The sequence below is a fragment of the Stutzerimonas stutzeri genome, from assembly GCF_051028275.1.
Taxonomy (GTDB): domain Bacteria; phylum Pseudomonadota; class Gammaproteobacteria; order Pseudomonadales; family Pseudomonadaceae; genus Stutzerimonas; species Stutzerimonas stutzeri_AS.
Genome location: NZ_CP069269.1, coordinates 2,898,281 through 2,917,684 on the forward strand (window position 1 = coordinate 2,898,281; position 19,404 = coordinate 2,917,684).

General features: G+C 58.4%; 20 protein-coding genes. 2 read left to right on the forward strand and 18 right to left on the reverse strand.

The genetic code is table 11. The features are described from left to right. Positions 1-2: 2 nt before the first annotated feature. The 7 genes from fabF to JQR87_RS13395 form a co-directional block, all read right to left on the reverse strand. The gene (fabF, locus tag JQR87_RS13365; protein WP_407296341.1) at positions 3-1,247 is read right to left on the reverse strand and encodes a beta-ketoacyl-ACP synthase II; all 1,245 of its coding nucleotides are present in this window, start codon (positions 1,245-1,247) and stop codon (positions 3-5) included. 176 nt (positions 1,248-1,423) lie between these two features. Continuing rightward, positions 1,424-1,660: an acyl carrier protein gene (gene acpP / locus JQR87_RS13370; RefSeq protein ID WP_003283670.1), complete on the reverse strand. Its 237-nt coding sequence runs from the start codon at positions 1,658-1,660 to the stop codon at positions 1,424-1,426. A 191-nt stretch (positions 1,661-1,851) separates the two neighbouring features. Next, complete coding sequence (fabG, locus tag JQR87_RS13375; protein ID WP_407296332.1) at positions 1,852-2,595, reverse strand: 3-oxoacyl-ACP reductase FabG; 744 nt, start codon at positions 2,593-2,595, stop codon at positions 1,852-1,854. 14 nt (positions 2,596-2,609) lie between these two features. After that, positions 2,610-3,548 (reverse strand): ACP S-malonyltransferase, encoded by a 939-nt coding sequence (gene fabD / locus JQR87_RS13380; protein WP_407296329.1) that lies wholly within the window; start codon positions 3,546-3,548, stop codon positions 2,610-2,612. 121 nt (positions 3,549-3,669) lie between these two features. Continuing rightward, positions 3,670-4,677 carry a phosphate acyltransferase PlsX gene (gene plsX, locus JQR87_RS13385; protein ID WP_407296327.1) on the reverse strand — a complete coding sequence of 336 codons (1,008 nt, stop codon included), beginning with the start codon at positions 4,675-4,677 and terminating at the stop codon, positions 3,670-3,672. A 3-nt stretch (positions 4,678-4,680) separates the two neighbouring features. Beyond that, positions 4,681-4,863, reverse strand: a complete 183-nt coding sequence (gene rpmF / locus JQR87_RS13390; protein ID WP_407296324.1) for a 50S ribosomal protein L32 — start codon at positions 4,861-4,863, stop codon at positions 4,681-4,683. A 12-nt stretch (positions 4,864-4,875) separates the two neighbouring features. After that, positions 4,876-5,403 (reverse strand): YceD family protein, encoded by a 528-nt coding sequence (locus tag JQR87_RS13395; protein ID WP_407296322.1) that lies wholly within the window; start codon positions 5,401-5,403, stop codon positions 4,876-4,878. A 104-nt stretch (positions 5,404-5,507) separates the two neighbouring features. Here JQR87_RS13395 and JQR87_RS13400 point away from each other — a divergent pair, with 104 nt between their 5' ends. Next, a complete protein-coding gene (locus JQR87_RS13400; RefSeq protein WP_407296320.1) occupies positions 5,508-6,086 on the forward strand; it encodes a Maf family protein in 579 nt (192 codons plus the stop codon). Positions 6,087-6,093: 7 nt separating this feature from the next. Here the strand turns inward: JQR87_RS13400 and JQR87_RS13405 are convergent, their stop codons facing one another. The 3 genes from JQR87_RS13405 to rluC are packed head-to-tail and all read right to left on the reverse strand — an operon-like array spanning position 6,094 to position 8,702. Next, the gene (locus JQR87_RS13405; protein WP_407296318.1) at positions 6,094-7,077 is read right to left on the reverse strand and encodes a S49 family peptidase; all 984 of its coding nucleotides are present in this window, start codon (positions 7,075-7,077) and stop codon (positions 6,094-6,096) included. After that, positions 7,067-7,756: an HAD-IA family hydrolase gene (locus JQR87_RS13410; protein ID WP_407296315.1), complete on the reverse strand. Its 690-nt coding sequence runs from the start codon at positions 7,754-7,756 to the stop codon at positions 7,067-7,069. The genes JQR87_RS13405 and JQR87_RS13410 overlap by 11 nt, the downstream gene beginning before the upstream one ends. After that, positions 7,749-8,702 (reverse strand): 23S rRNA pseudouridine(955/2504/2580) synthase RluC, encoded by a 954-nt coding sequence (gene rluC / locus JQR87_RS13415; protein ID WP_407296312.1) that lies wholly within the window; start codon positions 8,700-8,702, stop codon positions 7,749-7,751. The genes JQR87_RS13410 and rluC overlap by 8 nt, the downstream gene beginning before the upstream one ends. Positions 8,703-9,252: 550 nt before the next feature. Here rluC and rne point away from each other — a divergent pair. Further along, positions 9,253-12,363: a ribonuclease E gene (rne, locus tag JQR87_RS13420; RefSeq protein WP_407296309.1), complete on the forward strand. Its 3,111-nt coding sequence runs from the start codon at positions 9,253-9,255 to the stop codon at positions 12,361-12,363. A 190-nt stretch (positions 12,364-12,553) separates the two neighbouring features. Here the strand turns inward: rne and murB are convergent, their stop codons facing one another. The 8 genes from murB to JQR87_RS13460 all read right to left on the reverse strand — a co-directional run bounded on the left by murB (position 12,554) and on the right by JQR87_RS13460 (position 19,382). Beyond that, positions 12,554-13,573, reverse strand: coding sequence for a UDP-N-acetylmuramate dehydrogenase (gene murB / locus JQR87_RS13425; protein WP_407296306.1), 1,020 nt, complete (start codon positions 13,571-13,573; stop codon positions 12,554-12,556). Next, entirely contained in the window at positions 13,570-14,034 is a 465-nt protein-coding gene (locus JQR87_RS13430; RefSeq protein ID WP_407296304.1) for a low molecular weight protein-tyrosine-phosphatase, read from the reverse strand. Before JQR87_RS13430 ends, murB begins: the two co-directional genes overlap by 4 nt. 2 nt (positions 14,035-14,036) lie before the next feature. After that, on the reverse strand, positions 14,037-14,801 hold the full coding sequence (gene kdsB, locus JQR87_RS13435; RefSeq protein ID WP_407296302.1) for a 3-deoxy-manno-octulosonate cytidylyltransferase: 765 nt from the start codon (positions 14,799-14,801) through the stop codon (positions 14,037-14,039). Next, the gene (locus JQR87_RS13440; protein ID WP_407296300.1) at positions 14,798-14,983 is read right to left on the reverse strand and encodes a Trm112 family protein; all 186 of its coding nucleotides are present in this window, start codon (positions 14,981-14,983) and stop codon (positions 14,798-14,800) included. The genes kdsB and JQR87_RS13440 overlap by 4 nt, the downstream gene beginning before the upstream one ends. A gap of 49 nt (positions 14,984-15,032) precedes the next feature. Beyond that, on the reverse strand, positions 15,033-16,028 hold the full coding sequence (lpxK, locus tag JQR87_RS13445) for a tetraacyldisaccharide 4'-kinase (protein ID WP_407296298.1): 996 nt from the start codon (positions 16,026-16,028) through the stop codon (positions 15,033-15,035). Beyond that, a complete protein-coding gene (locus tag JQR87_RS13450; RefSeq protein WP_407296296.1) occupies positions 16,028-16,456 on the reverse strand; it encodes an ExbD/TolR family protein in 429 nt (142 codons plus the stop codon). Before JQR87_RS13450 ends, lpxK begins: the two co-directional genes overlap by 1 nt. Then, on the reverse strand, positions 16,453-17,085 hold the full coding sequence (locus JQR87_RS13455) for a MotA/TolQ/ExbB proton channel family protein (RefSeq protein ID WP_407296293.1): 633 nt from the start codon (positions 17,083-17,085) through the stop codon (positions 16,453-16,455). Before JQR87_RS13455 ends, JQR87_RS13450 begins: the two co-directional genes overlap by 4 nt. Positions 17,086-17,156: 71 nt before the next feature. Beyond that, positions 17,157-19,382, reverse strand: a complete 2,226-nt coding sequence (locus tag JQR87_RS13460; protein WP_407296292.1) for a DNA internalization-related competence protein ComEC/Rec2 — start codon at positions 19,380-19,382, stop codon at positions 17,157-17,159. Positions 19,383-19,404 lie beyond the last annotated feature (22 nt).

Here is a 19,404-nt window from a genome sequence, read left to right on the forward strand (position 1 = left end):
GGTCACTCGGTGAACCGGCGAAAAACCAGCGAACCGTTCGTGCCGCCGAAACCAAAGGAGTTGGAAATGGCCACATCGATCACACGCGGTTTCGCCTGGTGAGCAACGAAGTCGAGGTCGCAGCCTTCGCCTGGCTCGTCAAGATTGATTGTGGGCGGCGCAACCTGATCACGGATGGCAAGCACACTGAAGATCGCTTCAACGGCACCTGCAGCCCCGAGCAAATGGCCAACCATCGATTTTGTTGAGCTCACCGAAAGATCATAAGCGTGACTACCGAACACTGTTCGGATCGCTGCGGCCTCAGCCTTGTCGCCGGCAGGCGTCGACGTGCCATGCGCATTGATATAGTCCACTTGGGTGGCATCAATCTGAGCATCCAACATCGCATTACGGATGCAGCGAGCAGCGCCAGCGCCATCGTCAGGCGGCGAGGTCATGTGGAAGGCATCTGCACTCATGCCAAAGCCAATCAGCTCGGCGTATATGTTCGCTCCGCGAGCTTTCGCATGGTCCAGCTCTTCAAGTACCAGCGCGCCTGCACCGTCGGACAACACAAACCCATCCCGGTCCTTGTCCCAAGGGCGACTGGCTGAAGCCGGATCGTCATTACGGGTAGACAACGCACGAGCCGCCGCGAATCCACCGATCCCCAGCCCGCTAGCGGCCATTTCCGAACCGCCTGCAATCATCACGTCAGCTTCGCCATAGGCGATATTGCGAGCCGCCATGCCAATACAATGACTACCCGTGGTGCAGGCGGTAGCGATGGCATAGTTGGGGCCCTGCAGGCCTAGATGGATCGAGAGAAAGCCCGAGACCATATTGATGATGGAGCCCGGCACAAAAAACGGCGATATGCGTCGCGGCCCTTGCTCAAACAGCGCTTTGCAACTGTTTTCAATATTGGTGAGCCCACCGATACCTGACCCCATGGCAACGCCAACGCGCTCACGGTTGGCATCGGTGATCTCCAGCCCGGAATCACGTACCGCCTGAAAACTGGCAGCAAGTCCGTACTGGATAAAAAGGTCGAGCTTGCGAGCCTCTTTTGCTGGCAGGTACTGCTCGACATCGAAATTTTTGATGGATCCGCCAAAACGAGTGGAATAAGCGGAAAGGTCCATGTGCTCTATCAGGCCGATACCACTGCGGCCGGCGAGAATCCCCTGCCAGCTGCTTGGCACATCGTTACCCAGCGGCGAGAGCATGCCCATACCGGTAATTACGACGCGTCTACGCGACACAGCATTCTCCTTGAATTTGATCGACTCTCTCAGCTCGCCATATGGTTCAACAGCTCAGCGAGTCGGCATCACAGACGTCGGCAACGGGCACGACCAGCTGCGTTCAATAACTCAAACAAAAGCCGCACTGCCTTCTGCAGGCAGTGCGGCTTACTGGCTCGAAGCAGGATTACAACTTATTGCGCGTGCGCGTTGATGTAATCGATAGCTTCTTGAACAGTGGTGATCTTCTCGGCCTGCTCATCCGGGATTTCGGTCTCGAATTCCTCTTCCAGAGCCATCACCAGCTCAACGGTGTCAAGGGAGTCGGCACCCAGGTCTTCGACGAAGGAAGCGCTGTTGGTGACTTCCTCTTCTTTGACGCCAAGTTGCTCGGCAACGATTTTCTTGACGCGTTCTTCGATGGTGCTCATACCTTGTTTTCACTCCTATGGAAAAATCAGGCAGCTGGTCTGCGCGGTAGTGTATAGAAAGCGTTTTCCGCATTTCAAGCTGAAAGCAGGCAAGCATGAACCTGCTTTCAACCATCTGTCTATAAACAAACCGCAGTTTTATAACGAACCTACCAGCCGTTATGACTGCTTTACATGCGTTGGGCGTCACATTAGCTCATGTACATGCCGCCGTTCACCGGGACCGTAGCCCCCGTAACATACGCGGCGCCGTCAGAAGCTAGGAAAGCGACGACCTTGGCAATCTCTTCCGCCTGCCCGAGGCGTCCCAGCGGGATCTGCCCCAGCAATGCGTCACGTTGAGCCTCTGGAAGCTCACGCGTCATATCTGTGTCGATGAAGCCTGGCGCCACAGCGTTGACCGTGATGCCACGCGAACCGACTTCACGCGCCAGCGCTCGGCTGAATCCCTCGAGGCCGGCTTTAGCTGCAGCGTAGTTTACCTGTCCCGCGTTGCCCATGGCACCCACCACCGAGCCAATGTTGATAATCCGTCCCCAACGTGCCTTGGTCATGCCGCGCAACACACCTTTGGTCAGGCGGTATAGGCTGCTAAGGTTGGTGTCGATGACGTCGTGCCATTCTTCATCCTTCATGCGAAGCATCAGGTTGTCGCGAGTGATACCGGCGTTGTTCACCAGTATTGCAGGCTGACCGAATTGCTGCTGAAGCGACTCGAGCGTCGCAGCGACAGAATCGTCACTGCTTACGTCCAACACGAGGCCAGTACCTTCTATATCGTTGCTTTTGAGGGTCTCGGCGATCCTTTCAGCGCCGGACGAAGACGTCGCCGTGCCGATCACTATGGCGCCTTGTCGACCAAGCTCAAGCGCAATGGCCTGACCGATACCTCGACTGGCGCCTGTCACCAGCGCGACCTTACCTTGCAGACTCATAAATATCTCCTTGTTCAGACCACTGCGCCACGAGTGGCAGCGAAACCTTCAGGGGTGTCCAGATTGTAGGTGGTAATGCCTTTGACGCAGCGCTTGTTCAGACCAGAGAGAACCTTGCCCGGCCCACACTCGACCAGCTCCGTCACGCCACGCTCGCTCAGCGCGACGATAGTCTCGACCCAGCGAACAGGGCTATACAGTTGGGCCAGAAGATCGCGCTTGAGCGTGTCGAGATCCGAAACGATCCCGGCGCTGACGTTCTGCACCAACGGAATCTCGGGCGCCTGCCAAGCTGCATCGGTAATAGCATGTGCAAAACGTTCAGCAGCTGGCCGCATCAAATCACAATGCGAAGGGACACTCACCGGCAGCGGCATGGCGCGCTTCGCCCCCCTGGCCTTGCAGGCCTCTATAGCCCGCTCGACAGCCGCTGCGTTACCTGCAATCACAACCTGGCCAGGCGCATTGAAGTTGACTGCGCTGACTACCTCACCCTGGGCAGCTTCGTCACATGCAGCAAGCACATCAGCATCTTCCAAACCCAGGATTGCCGCCATGCCGCCCGTACCGGCAGGAACAGCTTGCTGCATCAACTGGCCACGCAATTCCACCAGCTTCACCGCATCGGCAAACGGAAGGCTACCCGCCGCCACGAGGGCCGAGTATTCACCCAGGCTGTGCCCAGCAACAAAGGCTGGCTTGACCCCTCCATCAGCTACCCATAGACGCCATAGTGCAATCGAAGCGGTAAGAATGGCCGGCTGAGTCTTATCGGTCTGATTCAGTTGCTCTTCTGGGCCTTGCTGACAGAGCGCCCAAAGATCGTAGCCCAGCACAGACGAAGCCTCGGAAAAGGTATCGATAACCTGTGACTGTTGTGCGCCATGCTCGGCGAGCATGCCCAGAGCCTGGGAGCCCTGGCCTGGAAAGACAAATGCAAGTGATGCGGACATGAAACGTCTCTCTTATGGTTGTTCGTCGATGATGATAAGCGCGCGAGCGCAACGAATTGTCAGTTGGATGGCGAGCTGTCGGCTGTAGTCACATCACTATCACCACTTGTCGACCGTTCAGTCACAGAAGACACTCGAGCCGACTGCGCAGTTGCGCTGGCAGATTCAGCTCCACGTCCAGCGCTGCCCGATGAATAGCCGACCGGAAGCCCTCTGCACCTGCACTGCCATGACTTTTGACGACGATCCCCTGCAGTCCGAGGAAACTGGCACCGTTGTACTGCGCTGGACGCAGATCCGCTCGGAGCTGACGCAACAGGGGTAAAGCCAGGGCGCCCACCAGGCGTGAAAACATCGACCGACCAAAAAGCATTTCTACGCGCAAAGCAACCATTTGCGCCAAGCCTTCGCTGGACTTAAGCAGGATGTTGCCGACGAAGCCATCACATACCGCGACGTCGGTTTCGCCGCGATACAGCCCATCACCTTCGATGTAGCCCTGATAATTCAGACCCCGAGCTTGCTGTAAAAGTACGGCGGCAGCTTTAACCTGCTGGTTCCCCTTGATGTCTTCGGTCCCGATGTTGAGCAATGACACGCGCGGCCGCTCGATACCGAGGCTTTGAGCTGCAACCGATCCCATCGTCGCAAACTGATAAAGTTGCTCGGCTGTGCAATCCACATTTGCGCCCAGGTCAAGCAGCAGGCATGACCCCTCAAGCGTCGGAATGGCTGTCGCCATTGCCGGCCTATCGATGCCAGGCAACGTCTTGAGCACTTGACGAGCGAGCGCCATTAGCGCTCCTGTATTGCCCGCACTTACGCAAGCCTGAGCTTGACCGTCACGCACCATTTCCAAAGCCACGCGCATCGAAGACCGCGGCTTGGCGCGCAATGCTTGCGCCGGACGATCATCCATGCCGATTACCTCATCGGCGTTGACGATTGCTAGACGGGAGCGATCCACAACGGAGTGCCCGCCAATTATGTCTTCAATAAGGGAAGATTGGCCGACTAGGGCCAGATGCAGCGAGGGGACTTCAGCCAGACACTGGAGGCTGGCCGGAACAATGCAGTGGGGACCGAAGTCCCCACCCATTGCATCGATCGCGATGATCGGAGGAGACAAGAGTTACTCGTCAGCGCCCTTATCGATCACTTTACGACCACGGTAAAAACCTTCCGGGGATACATGGTGACGCAGGTGAACTTCACCGGTGCTCTTGTCCACGGACAGGGCGTTCGGCTCGAGCGCGTCATGCGAGCGACGCATATCACGGGCGGAACGGGATTTTTTGTTCTGCTGAACAGCCATTGGGATCAACTCCTAAACGTTTGGGTCACGCTTTAACTGAGCCAGTACGCTGAACGGGTTGGACCGCGATACCTCGTCCTCATTCGGCTCGGGCTCATCAGGCCCAGCCGGCGGCTGGCAAACTTCTTTGTCATGGAGTGGAACAATCGGAAGAGCAAGCAAAAGCTCCTCTTCAACCAGCGCCAGCAGATCCAAAGGATCCTCTCCCACTTCCAGCACATCGTAGCCCTTGGGCAGGTGCTGGCTGCTCGACCCTTCGTTCACTACGGCATAGTCGCATTCGCTGTGAATTGGCAGAACAACCGGCTCCAGACAGCGCTGGCAAATCATCGTAACCTCAACATCCAGCTCACTGTGAATGACCACAGTTCGCTGCTCGTCACGCCCGAATTCAAAACTGGCGCGCACCACACCTTTATCGTCCTCAAGAGGATCGACGAGCCGCTTCAGCTCAGACAATTGCAGCTCACCCCTCAGGGTAGCCGCTCGGTCGGCGAGCTTGCGCGGATCTACGTGCGGAGGTATCGGTCCTTTCAACATAAGCGCGGCATTCTAGGGATGCGCCCCTCGACTGTCAAAGGAATTCAGCCGCACAATCTTGCTAATCCGACCATCAATCGGACACTCATATAAAAGGAAGAAAAATGCGCCGCTTGCTCCTCGCCTCAAGTTCTCCGTACCGACGAGAGCTGCTATCACGTCTGCAGTTGGAGTTCGATTGTAAAGCGCCGGATATAGACGAAACCGCACGCGCCGGAGAACAACCGGAACAGCTCGTGCGCCGACTGGCCCTCGAAAAAGCTCAGGCATTGGCTCTGACCCACCAGCAGCACCTTATCATCGGCTCGGATCAAGTAGCCGTACTTGAGGGGAGAATTTTAGGCAAACCCTACACATTCAGCCGAGCCAGGCAGCAGCTGAAGGATTGCAGCGGAAGAAGCGTCAATTTCCTTACCGGACTGACGCTGCTTGACAGCCAAACCGGGACCACGCAGAGCGACTGCGTAACATTTACCGTCCACTTCCGCCCCCTCAGCGATCAACAGATCGAGCGCTATCTTCAGGCCGAACAACCCTATGACTGCGCTGGCAGCTTCAAGGCAGAAGGGCTGGGAGTCAGTTTGTTCATCAGCACCGAGGGGCCTGACGCAACCAGCCTGATCGGACTGCCACTGATCCGGCTGGTCGACATGCTCAATAACGCCGGGATTGAAGTGCCATGATCCCCGACTAACGCAACTGCGGCCCCTGGAAACCCATCCACATGGCAAGCTGCGAACCGATACTGACCCCGAGCTGCTTGGTAAACCGCTCCAAAGGCGAAGCCTTGACGGTGAAATCGACCATCTCGTCTTCTCCAATCAGGTCTCGCGCGACGTAGCTAGCGCTGCCGAGTCCATCGATCAAGCCGAGCTCTAGCGCCTGTTCACCAGACCAGATGAGCCCCGAAAACAGCTCCGGATGCCCGGCGACCTGCAGCCGATCCCCGCGCCCCTTTTTCACACTGTCGATGAACTGCCGGTGGGTGGTGGCCAGCACGCTTCGCCAGAATTCGGTCTCCTCCGGATTCTCCGGCTGAAACGGATCTAGAAAAGCCTTGTGCTCCCCCGAGGTGTAGACCCGGCGCTCCACCCCAAGCTTGTCCATGGTTTCAACAAAGCCGAAAGTCGCGGCGGTTACTCCGATTGAGCCGACAAGACTGGACTTATCGGCGTAAATCTCATCCGCAGCACTGGCTATGTAATAAGCCCCGGAAGCACCCAGATCAGCTATCACCGCATATACCTTGATCGCCGGATACTCGCCGCGCAATCGCCGGATCTCGTCATATATATAACCCGACTGCACAGGACTGCCACCCGGGCTATTGATTCGCAACACCACCCCCTTGGTACCAGCATCTTCGAACGCAGCCCTTAGCGCCCCGACAATGTTGTCCGCACTAGCCGCCTCCTCGTCCGCAATCATTCCGCGGACATTGATGATCGCCGTATGACTTTCCCCGGCAGCCTTATTTTCACCCATGCGCAACAGGGGTGAGAACACGAGCAGCGCGCCTAAAAGATAAATGAAGGTAAGCAGCTTGAAGAATATTCCCCACCGCCGAGCTCGCCGCTGCTCCTGAACACCTGCAAGCAGCGTTTTCTCCAGCAGCCTCCAGCTGTTGCGATCTTCCTTGGACTCATTCACAGGCGCTCTCCATTCATCCGACATTAGCAATCACCTCAGGCGCTGTACCAGCAGAGCACAGCCAGTCACCGAGCTCCGAAAAATGATCAACCGTCCTGCATGGCGAGCACGACATCAGCACCTCAAGAGGTTGCGCACCATAGGAAACCGCTACGCTGTCTACGCCAGCTCGCCGAGCCATTTCCAGATCGAACACCGAGTCCCCGATCATCACAGCCCGCTCAGGGCAGACTCCGCAGTACGCCAGAATTTCATGAATCATCATCGGATCAGGCTTGCTCGCGGTCTCGTCAGCACAACGGGTCACATCGAAGAAATCAGCCCAGCCATGTCCCGCAAGCACCCTGTCCAGACCGCGCCGTCCCTTACCGGTAGCCACTGCAAGCAAGTGACCCTGATCACGGAAGCGTTCGAGCGCCTGCACCACACCCGGAAAGAGCGGCGAAGGAACAGCTTCCAATGAGAGATAGTGGTCGGCATAGGCGCGGCGAAAAGCCTCTACAACCTTGAGATCCGACAGATGGGGATAAAGCACAGCAATCGCCTCGGGCAGACCAAGCCCTATGATCCCTTTGATGCGATCGCCATCCAGGGCAGGCAGGTCGCAGCGAGCCGCCGCAACAGAGATTGACTCGACGATCCGAGCAATCGAATCCGCGAGCGTCCCGTCCCAATCGAAAATCAGCAGATCGTACTTATTCACAAAGCCGCTCCAGTGTTCGAGTCCAAACATCGTCGACCGGCGCCTCTAGAGTCAACTCGCCGCCATCAGGCAAAGGCACTTTCAGCGCATACGCGTGGAGAAACAGGCGCTTGCCGCCTAGATCGCGGATGACTTCAGAAAATTCCTCGTCTCCATACTTATTATCTCCGGCGATGCTATGGCCGGCATGACGGGTATGGACTCGAATCTGATGGGTGCGCCCCGTAACCGGCTTAGCCTCAACCAAGGTGGCGAAGTCACCGAACCGTCGCAGCACACGAAACAGCGTAAGCGCCTCTTTGCCGTCCTCGTTGACCTCGACCATGCGTTCCCCTGAACGCAGTGTATTCTTTAGCAACGGCGCACTCACCTGTCGCTTGCCCGCTTCCCAGCGTCCTCGCACAAGCGCCATGTAGCGCTTATCAACCCCGTCGCCGCGAAGCTGAAGATGCAAATGGCGCAACATACTGCGCTTCTTGGCAACCATCAGCAGACCTGAAGTGTCCCGATCCAAGCGATGCACTAATTCCAATTCCTTTGCATCCGGCCGCAATTGTCGCAACGCTTCAATAACACCAAAACTAAGCCCGCTTCCACCGTGCACAGCGATTCCTGCAGGCTTGTTCAACACGATCAACGCCTTATCCTCGTAGACGATGGCCGACTCCAACCGTTCAAGGAGCCCTTGAGCCAGCGGAACCGGCTCGTCCCGCTCGGGCAACCGAAGCGGAGGAACACGAACAATGTCGCCCGCCTGCAGCTTGTACTCAGGCTTGATTCGCCCCTTGTTCACACGCACCTCGCCTTTACGAAGGATGCGATATACCAGGGTCTTGGGCACACCTTTGAGCTGAGTACGCAAAAAGTTGTCGATGCGCTGGCCGGCAAGCTCCGGCGAGACCTCGAGCATCTGCACGCTGGAGGTCTGAGATGGGGTATTAGTCATGCGCGGATAATATCAATTTTCGCTTATTTGAAGCACTTAAACATTGCTGTTATAGTCCAGACGCCGCCAAAAGCGGACAGGTTGAGGAATGCCAGCGAAGCCGCCATTCCTGACCCAGCAATGTTCGAGGACGTGAGGCCGTCCAACGGTGTTTTTCTCAAGTAGCAGAAGCACCGAAACAAGCCTTGAAGACATGATGCGTGCCCCCGATGGGGAATCGCGATAATCGATAACCCGCTCCTGGATTCTGCGAGCGGCACCCGATTTTCAAAGTATGAGTGTTGGGTGGAGATGTACAGCCATCGGATTGCGTAGCAAAGGCTTTCATAGACGCGTCATTCCGTCCGCTACCGCTGGCTGATTCCTCCTCCCGAACCATTGCTTCTGTTCCGACAGAAAGCAGGAGACGTCGTCGCGACGCTGGCCCAACTGGCCTCACATCGCTGGACACTGGAGTGCCTTACAACCATTCCTGACTCACCTGACACCGACCGCGAGAGTCGTGTGTGCCGAACGCCGTTTCCGCCGCCATGGAAACCGACGGTACTACATGAAAAGAATGCTAATAAACGCAACTCAACCCGAAGAGTTGCGAGTCGCACTGGTTGACGGCCAGCGCCTGTTCGATCTCGACATCGAGTCCGGGGCCCGCGAACAGAAAAAAGCCAACATCTACAAAGGCAAGATCACCCGCGTCGAGCCCAGCCTTGAAGCGGCCTTCGTAGACTTCGGTGCCGACCGTCACGGCTTCCTCCCCCTCAAAGAAATCTCCCGCGAATATTTCAAGAAGGCGCCGGAAGGCCGCGTCAACATCAAGGATGTATTAAGCGAAGGCCAGGAAGTTATTGTCCAGGTTGAGAAAGAGGAGCGTGGCAACAAGGGCGCAGCCCTTACCACGTTCATCAGCCTCGCCGGACGTTACCTTGTACTGATGCCCAATAACCCGCGTGCGGGCGGCATATCCCGCCGGATCGAGGGCGAAGAGCGTAACGAATTGCGCGAAGCCTTGAACGGCCTCAACGTCCCAGCTGACATGGGCCTGATCGTGCGGACGGCCGGCCTCGGTCGCTCCAGCGAAGAAATGCAATGGGACCTCGATTATCTGTTGCAGCTGTGGAGCGCCGTCAAAGACGCCTCCCAGGAGCGCGCAGCCCCCTTCCTGATCTATCAGGAATCCAATGTGATCATCCGGGCCATTCGTGATTATCTGCGCCAGGACATCGGCGAAGTACTGATCGACAGCGTCGAAGCCCAGAACGAAGCCCTCTCATTCATCCAGCAGGTCATGCCGCAGTACGCCAGCAAGATCAAGCTGTACGAGGACAGCGTGCCGCTGTTCAACCGGTTCCAGATCGAGAGCCAGATCGAAACAGCCTTCCAGCGGGAAGTGAAACTCCCATCGGGCGGTTCCATCGTTATCGACCCGACCGAAGCCCTGGTTTCGATCGACATTAACTCGGCTCGGGCCACCAAAGGCGGCGACATCGAGGAAACTGCACTGCAGACCAACCTTGAAGCCGCTGAGGAAATTGCTCGCCAATTGCGCTTGCGCGACATTGGTGGACTGATCGTTATCGATTTCATCGACATGACGCCTGCCAAGAATCAGCGCGCCGTTGAAGAGAAGGTTCGCGAGGCGCTGGAAGCCGACCGCGCGCGCATCCAGGTTGGCCGCATTTCGCGCTTCGGCCTGCTGGAGATGTCCCGTCAACGCCTGCGCCCTTCGCTTGGTGAAACCAGCGGCATCGTGTGCCCACGCTGTAATGGCCAAGGCATCATCCGCGATGTTGAATCGCTGTCGCTGGCCATTCTGCGCCTGATCGAAGAAGAAGCCCTTAAGGATCGCACTGCAGAAGTTCGCGCCCGAGTGCCTTTCCAGGTCGCCGCATTCCTTCTCAACGAGAAACGCAACGCGATTACCAAGATCGAGCTACGCAGCCGTGCACGTATCTTCATCCTGCCCGATGATCATTTGGAGACGCCGCATTTCGAAGTGCAGCGTCTTCGCGACGACAGCCCCGACATCATCGCCGGACAAGCCAGCTATGAAATGAGCCCGACGGAAGTCGAAGAAGCTCAGCCGGTCAGCTCGACCCGTACCTTGGTTCGCCAGGAAGCGGCTGTTAAGACCGCACCGCAGCGGACTGCACCCGCCCCGGTATCCGCGCCAGCGGAACTACCGGCTCAAACTGCTCAGGAACCAAGTCTGTTCAAAGGACTGGTCAAGTCGCTGATTGGCCTGTTTGCTGGTAAGCAGGAAGCTCCAGCTCCCGAAGTACAAAAGAAAGCGGCGGCAAGCAGCCGTCCACAGCGCGATGAACGCCGTAGCGGCCGCCAGCAGAACCGTCGTCGTGACTCTCGCAGCAATCGCGACGAAGAACGCAAGCCACGCGAAGAACGCGCTCCGCGTGAAGAGCGTCAGCCACGCGAAGAGCGTCAGCCACGCCCGCCACGCGAGGAGCGCAAACCACGTGAACCGCGCGAGACCGTGGAATCCAACGATAGCGCTTCGCAACCGCAACCGCGTCGTGAACGCACCCCACGTGAGGACCGTCAGCCGCGCGAGGAACGCAAACGCGAGCTGCGCGCACCGCTTGAGGACACCCCACAGACAGCCGCGGTTAGCGAAGAAACAGCTGAGCGTAAGCCACGCCCGCCTCGCGAGGAGCGCAAGCCTCGTATAGAGCAAGCCGAAAACACGCAGGAGCAGCAAGTCGAAAAGGCGGAAGCTGGGCAGGATGATCAGGAGACTCCCGAAAGCAGCGATCGTCCACGCCGCCGCTCGCGCGGTCAGCGCCGTCGTAGCAACCGCCGTGATCGTCAGCGTGACGTCAATGGCAATGAGATCGAGGACGAAGCAGAAAACACCCATGCTGACGTCAACGAAAGCAATGCGCCGGTAAAGTCCGAGCAGGTCGCGATTGCCGCAACTGCAGCCGCTCTCGCAGCTAATACTGCAGACACCGACACAGCGTCAGCCACAGCCAGCGACGAAGCGAATGCGACTCAGGAGCCTTCAGCTCCGGTCGAGGCCTTCAACGAAGCGACCGACTCGACAGACGCAACCGAGGTCATCAAACCGGCTAATGATGTCGCGACACCGACAGTCGAAACTGCCGAGGCTCATAAAGAAGCAGAGCCTGCGCCTATTCCAGCGCAAGCCGCCGAGCCTGAAGCAGCGATAGCTGAACCGCAGGTCGCACAGGCAGCAGCGGTGCCTGCCGAGGAAGCTCAAGCTCCGGCGCCAGCCGAACCTGCAGCGCCAGCCAAGCCGGCGAGCGGCCGAGCACCCAACGATCCTCGCGAAGTTCGCCGCCGCCGCCTCGAGCAAGAGCGCCTAGCCAGGGAAGCAGCCGAAGCGCAGGCGCAGGCTCCGACCGAGGCCGAAGAAGGCCCAACGGAACTGACTAGTCCTGAGATCGTTGTCAGCGAGCCAACAAGCACCGCGGCCACCGAGCATTCCACTGGCGAAGCCGACGAAAGCCTGGAACCCGTTGTCAGCGCTCAGCCGGAGCGCCCAATGCCCGAAAAGGAAGCCGAGCCAGCCGTCGATAACGCGCTTGAGCGGGACGTAGACGCGCCCAAGCCTGTCAGCGAAACTGAGTCGAAGGCTTCTGAAGAGCCAATCCAGCAACAAGATGCAGAAAAGCGTCAGAGCTGACCTGAGCGGCAATGAAAAAGGGATGCTTCGGCATCCCTTTTTTCTATGAGCTTTAGATAAGCGGCGGCATCACGAGCAACAGGCGCCGCCTGACATCCAACGCATGCCACCTAGGCCAAAGTTAAAGCAGCAATTGGCCTCCAGGAAAACTTGGCTGATCGGATAACACATCGACCGACACCTGCTGAAACTAGATGACGTTCGGTTCGATTTCCAATCGCACGCCAAAGCGCTCCAGGACGTCCGCTGTGATCTCTTCGGCGAGCTGCAATACCTGCCGGCCCGTCGCTTGGCCGTAGTTAACGAGCACCAGGGCCTGCAACCGGTGCACGCCTACGTCACCCTTGCGGTAACCCTTCCAACCTGCCCGCTCGATAAGCCAGCCTGCGGCAAGCTTGGCCTGCCCGTCGTCCTGAGCGAAGGCCACCAGATCGGGATACTGCATCAACAAAGCATCAGCGGTCGCTTGGGGGACCAAAGGATTTTTGAAGAAGCTACCCGCATTGCCCAGCACCTTGGGGTCAGGCAGCTTCTCGCTTCGAATCGAACAGACAGCACGACTGACATCCATTGCCGTAGGTGACTGAACATCATGTCGCTGCAACCACTGACGTAGGGGACCGTATTCGAGCTTAAGGTCCGCGGTCCGTGCCAGAACGAAGCGCACACGAAGAATAACGTAGCGGTCGGCTTGGCGCTTGAACAGACTGTCTCGATAGGCGAATTCGCACGCCGCCATATCGAATTCAACAAGCTCACCCGTATGGCGATCCAGCGCCGTCAGCCCTGCAAAGATGTCCTTGATCTCAACGCCGTAAGCACCAACGTTCTGAATAGGCGCAGCGCCGACAGTGCCAGGAATGAGGCTAAGGTTTTCGAGTCCGGACAGCCCAAGCTCTAGGCTATGTAACACGAACGGATGCCAGGGCTCGCCGGCCTCGGCTTCGATCACAACCCGCCGCTCGTCATCTTCGAGAATTCTTATGCCCCGACTGGCCATGCGCAGCACCAAGGCGTTTACATCTCGGGTAAGCACCACGTTGCTGCCTCCGCCGAGTACCCGCAACGGAACGCCCAAACGCTGCGACTCGTTGATCGCTTCGATCACCGCCTGGTCGTCCCGCGCCTCGGCAAAATATGCAGCACAGGCTTCAAGCGCAAAGGTATTGAATGCTCGAAGCGAGCAGTTTTTCTCGATTGTAAGATTCATAGACGCTCTCTGATCTCTTCGAGAAGTGCCGAGGCGCCTATTTCCAGGAGGTCGAGTACTCGCTCGAATCCCTCATCGCCGCCGTAGTAGGGATCCGGCACAGCGTCCTCGTCCAGATCGTAGCGACGTAGAAACAGGTCCAGCTCACAACGGACGTCTAACGGGCGCAGAGCCTGTAGCCGTTCAAGGTTGTCATGATCCATGGCCAGAATCAGATCAAAATTGCAGAAGTCCTTCACTGTCACCTGGCGCGCCCTGAGGACGCCAAGGTCGTAGCCTCGCCTGGCAGCCGCTATGCAAGCTCGCTCATCCGGCGCCTTGCCAGCATGCCAGTCACCTGTTCCAGCCGAATCGATGGCGATACGACTGCCGAGCTGCGCATCCTCTACAAGCTTGCGAAACACCGCTTCAGCAGTAGGCGAGCGGCAGATGTTGCCCATGCACACGAACAGGACCTTCACACTCAAGCTCCAAGCAGCTTGCGGACTCGCTCGAGGTCTTCTGCAGTGTCGACCCCGGCGGGTGGAGCCTCCACCGCGTCCGCTACATGGATGCGCCTACCGTGCCAGAGCGCACGTAATTGCTCCAGGCACTCGGTGTCCTCCAGCCAACAGGGCCCCCAGGCCACGAAGTCGGCCAAGAACCCGGCTCTATAAGCGTAGATTCCGATATGCCGGCGGTACGGAACACCGGTGGGTAGCGTATCGGGAACACTGGCGAACTCCTCACGCGCCCACGGCAAAGGCGCCCGACTAAAGGTCAGTGCCAGACCGTCGATGTCACTGATCACCTTTACAACGTTCGGATTGAAGAGCGCCTGCGGATCGCTGATCGGCTCGGCGAGCGTGGCGATTGCGGCCTCCGGATGCTGAGCAAGATTGAGCGCGACCTGGTCAATGACCGCTGGCGGGATCAACGGCTCATCGCCTTGTACGTTGACGACTATGGCGTCGCCCGCCAAGCCCAGCTTATCCGCCACCTCCGCAAGCCGATCCGTCCCGGAATTATGATCTGCACGGGTCAGCAACGCTTCGGCACCAAAGCTCTGGCAGGCCAGCAAAATGCGCTGATGGTCCGTAGCGATTACTACCCGCTGCGCCCCGCTTCTGCTCGCTTGTTCCCATACATGACGAATCATCGGTTTACCGACGATGTCCTGCAGCGGTTTGCCCGGAAGGCGGGTGGACGCGTACCGGGCAGGGATCACGACGGTATAAGCGCTAGTCATTTGTCCAGGCGCTCGTCCACTTCAAGGGTGCGTGCTTCGCTCTCGAGCATGACCGGGATACCGTCCCGAATCGGAAACGCCATCCCGTCTGCTTTGCAGATCAACTCGGTCTTGTCGTCGGTCAGTTTCAGCGGACCCTTGCAGAGCGGGCAGGCGAGAATGTCGAGCAGTTTGGTGTCCATGCGCAGTCCTTCGATGTAGCCGGCAGCAGATCGAGCGGCTTAGGGATGTTTAAGGCAGCAATCGGTCCAGCTGGGAATCAAACCAGATGACAAACGCCGCGGATGGCTCGGCCTGCACCTGCAGATAGCACCAGCCCGGCAGCGCGAATGCCCGGCACTTCACCGCATCCTTCTCCGTCATCACTAATGGTAACTCGGGGCTGAAACTCAGCTGTTCCAAGCTATAGCGGGCGTGATCGGCGAAGGGGTGCGGAATCGGCCGCCAGTGTAGCGCCTCGAGCGTAGCGAAGAAACGCTGAGGATTGCCGATGCCGGCGACCGCATGCACCTGCTGGCCGGGCGAGAAATGGTCAAGCGACCAAGCCTGACCGCTGCGAAGCTCTATCAGCTGCGATGGCTTCAAAGCGAAGGCAAAACCGGAGGGGCTGTCAGACTGCGCGCCATTGATCAGTACTGCATCTACCGACTCGAGTCGCTCTTTAGGCTCACGCAAAGGCCCAGCCGGTAGGCAACGCTGGTTGCCCAATCCGCGAGCGGCATCAATCAGTACCAGCTCGAGATCGCGACCCAACTGGTAATGTTGCAGACCATCGTCGGAAAGGATGAGGTCGAGGGGCCCGAATTCGAGCAGCTTTCGTACCGCACGAGAACGATCGGGATCGATGACAACCGGCACGCCTGTCCGCTGCACGATCAATAGTGGCTCGTCTCCTGCCTCGACGGCAGAATTGTCGGTCGTAACCCGCCAAGGATACGAAGGTGGCGTGGCACCATAACCCCTACTGACCACTCCGACCTTCAAGCCGCGCCGGTAACAGTGTTCGATGAGCCACAAGATCAGAGGGGTCTTACCAGTGCCACCAACCGTGATATTCCCGACCACTACCACTGGCACCGGAGCCTGGTAGCACTCCATCCTGCCAGTCACAAACCTATTACGCTTGGCTATCACCACACGCCGGTAGATCGCTTCCAGAGGCGTGAGCAGCGCAAGGGCACGATGCCCCTTGTACCAAGCACGCTGCAGATGTTCGGCAAACGACATCAGGGCTCCGGCTGGGCCTCTACGGTGGTAATACGAAGATGCGCAAAGCCCAATTTCCCAGCTGCGTCCATAGCGATAATGACCGCCTGATGAGGAGTCTTGCCATCAGCGCTGATGATCATCGGCAAGGTTGTATCTCCACCGGACTCCTTGGTGAGCGCCGCCATCAAGGTGTTCAGATCATGCTTGACCAACGTTTTACCGTTGAGACTGAAGCTGCCATCGACATCAATGATCACCTCTAGCCGCTTCTGCTCAACGTTCTGAGGCGGAACCCCGCTGGCCGCCTCCGGCAGATCGACTTGAAGCTGGGTTTCGCGAGTAAACGTCGTGGTAACCACGAAGAACAGCAACAGGATGAACACCACATCGATCAGCGGAGCCAAACCGATATCGACATTTTCCCGCGCCTTGCGACGAAACTTCACGCCTTGCCCTCACCCAGATCGACTTCACGGTCACCCTGCACCACCTCGACCAGCTTGATGGCTTCTTGCTCCATGCCAACTACCAATTCTTCGACACGGCGCAACAGGAAGCGATGGAAGAAAAGAGCAGGGATGCCGACCATCAGGCCAGCGGCCGTTGTAATCAACGCCTTCGAGATGCCGCCCGCGAGCAAGGGCGCGTTTGCCATGCCGGACCCCATGAATGCACTGAAAATCTCAATCATTCCAAGTACCGTACCCAGCAGCCCGAGCAACGGGGCAATGCCTGCGATGGTACCTAGCGCATTGAGGTAGCGCTCAAGATCGTGGACGACACGCGCGGCTGCCTCCTCAATACATTCCTTCATGATCTCCCTGCCATGTTTGGAATTAGCCAGCCCCGCCGCGAGGATTTCACCCAAGGGAGAATCGGCGCGTAGCTCCTTGAGCTTCTGGTTGCTGAGCTTTTTCTCTTTGATCCACTTCCATACCTGGCCGAGAAGGTGGGACGGGGTCACGCGGCTAGGCCGCAGCGTCCATAGCCTTTCTGCGATGATGCCGGCGGCCGCGATGGAACACAGAATGATTGGCAGCATTATCCAGCCGCCTGCTTTAACCAGCTCCCACACGAGATGAATCCCCCTCGAAAAAGTCGCGCCACTCTAGCATAGGGCCGCCAGACCGCCGACGGCCCCTGTTCTCATTTTTCCCGCCAGAACCGGCGTTCTTCGCGTAATCCTCGCAAGGACTCGAAACGGCCGAGATGGATCTGCAGCGCCCCCTGTTCCGCAGTGTCATGAATCGCTGCGCCAGACGCTTCCAGACGTCGTACCACGTCCGGATGGGGATGTCCGTAAGCGTTATGCAAGCCTCGAGAAACAAGCGCACCGCCAGCCGTTGTAGCCTCGATAAAGGCGGTTGAAGACGAGCTACGGCTGCCGTGATGCGGTACGAGCAGCCACTGGACTTTGAGCGGTATGCCGCTTGCCACTAATGCTTCTTCTGCGGCTGTGTCGATATCACCGGTGAGCAGCAGTCGTTCGCCGTTCGCCTCAACCAGAAGCACGCAGGAGGATGGATTTCCGCCTCGGGCTTTAGCCCATTGCCAAAGCGTAAACCTGACGCCATCCCAATCCCAGCTGTCTCCGGAGCGGCAGGCCTCAGCATTCAACGATGCAGCAACGGCTTGCGGCTCACCGCTGAGCGTTCGTGTAACAGGCATGCTTCGCGCAATCGCCAAAGCGCCACCGGCATGGTCGTTATCGGCATGGCTAAGAATCATCAAATCCAGGTCTGCCAAGCCCAGCGCCCGCAGAGACGGCGACACGACCCGTTCGCCGATGTCGACGTCACCATAGCGCGGCCCCGCGTCGTAGAGGAGCGCGTGCTCACGCGTGCGCACCAACACGGATAACCCCTGCCCCACATCGAACACCCATACTTCCGCTTGACCCGTTGCAGGCCTGCTTACAGGTGGGAACAGCAAAGGCAGCAGAAGGACCAGTCCCAGCGCCCGAAACGGGACCCCGGACGGCAGCAAAACCAGCAACACACCCACTGCAACCAGCAGCCAGGCCCATGGAGGAAGTGAGAACGGAATCCATGCCGGTTGCCAGTCAGCAAGCCATCGAAGCGCATCGAACAGCACCATCAGCAACCAGCCTGCCGCCGTTAACAGCGGTTCGCCTACGCTAGGGACTGATAACAGGACGGTGCCCAGTAACGACAGTGGGACGATCAGCAAGCTCACCAAGGGCACTGCAAACAGGTTGGCGATCGGCCCACTCAGACTTACCGGCAACCCCAGCGCAAGCATGACGGGCAAGAGCCCAAGGGCCATGGTCCACTGGGCGCGGCCCAGAGTATGCCACCAGCCCCACGCTCCGAGCCTGCCCCGAAAAATCAGTGCAAGTAACGCCACAGCAGCAAACGACAACCAGAACCCCGACTGAAGCCCTACCAGCGGGTCGAGCAGCAGGACGCCGTTCATCGCGATCAGCAATGGTAGCCACACACCGAGGTGGCGAAACCGCAAGCGCCACAAGAGCACCAGAGCGACCATTACCAGTGCCCTTTGGACAGGCACTTCGAAACCCGCCAGCCAACCGTAGGCAAACGCGCCAGTGAGCGCTAGAACACAGGCAGAAGGCAACCAGGCCAGGCGAGGCGGCCACAGCCCCCAGCGCGCCATCAGGGCAACGAGGCCATAAAGCAAGCCGGCAAGCATGCCCACGTGCTGACCGGATATCACCATCAGATGCACGGTTCCAGTGTCTTGAAGAAGACGCCAATCGGAGGTGGACAGGCCGCTATCATCACCAACCACCAGCGCAGCAATCGCACCAGAGCGGCCATAGGCGTCCACCGTCAGCAAGCGTTGTCGCAACTGATCGCGCCACGCCGGCCTGCCGTCCGCCACCGAGATACGCTCTCCGGCCTTGACTGTGCCGGTGGCGCCAATCCGGCGAGCCAGAAGCCAGGCCTCGTAGTCGAATGAGTTCGGATTGACCAAGCCCCGTGGCATTTTGAGTTTGGCCGCGAGTCGCCAGCGTTCTCCGGCCTGTAGCGCCGGCCCGCGATACCAACTCAAACGTATCCTGGAGGGAAGCCCGTCGTGCCGAGACGATATATCCACGAGCTCGAAACGCACTACACCAACCTGGACGTCTGGGAGGCCAGCGACCGTCCCTTCAAGCCAAAACGTCCGGCCATCGAACTCGGCAGGAAGGCGATCGTCTAGCGCGCCATGGGCACACAAACAGGCCCATCCAAAGCCAACGAGAAAACACCCAGCCACTCGCCATCGCAACAGTATCGATGCCAGTCCCGCGGCAAACATGAACGGCAGCACCCAAACGGGTGGCAGTTGCGGTAGAAAGCGCAGCAGTAACAGGCCTGCTGCCAGCGCTAGCATCGCTGCACGCATGCGTATCTCCTGGAATCCATTC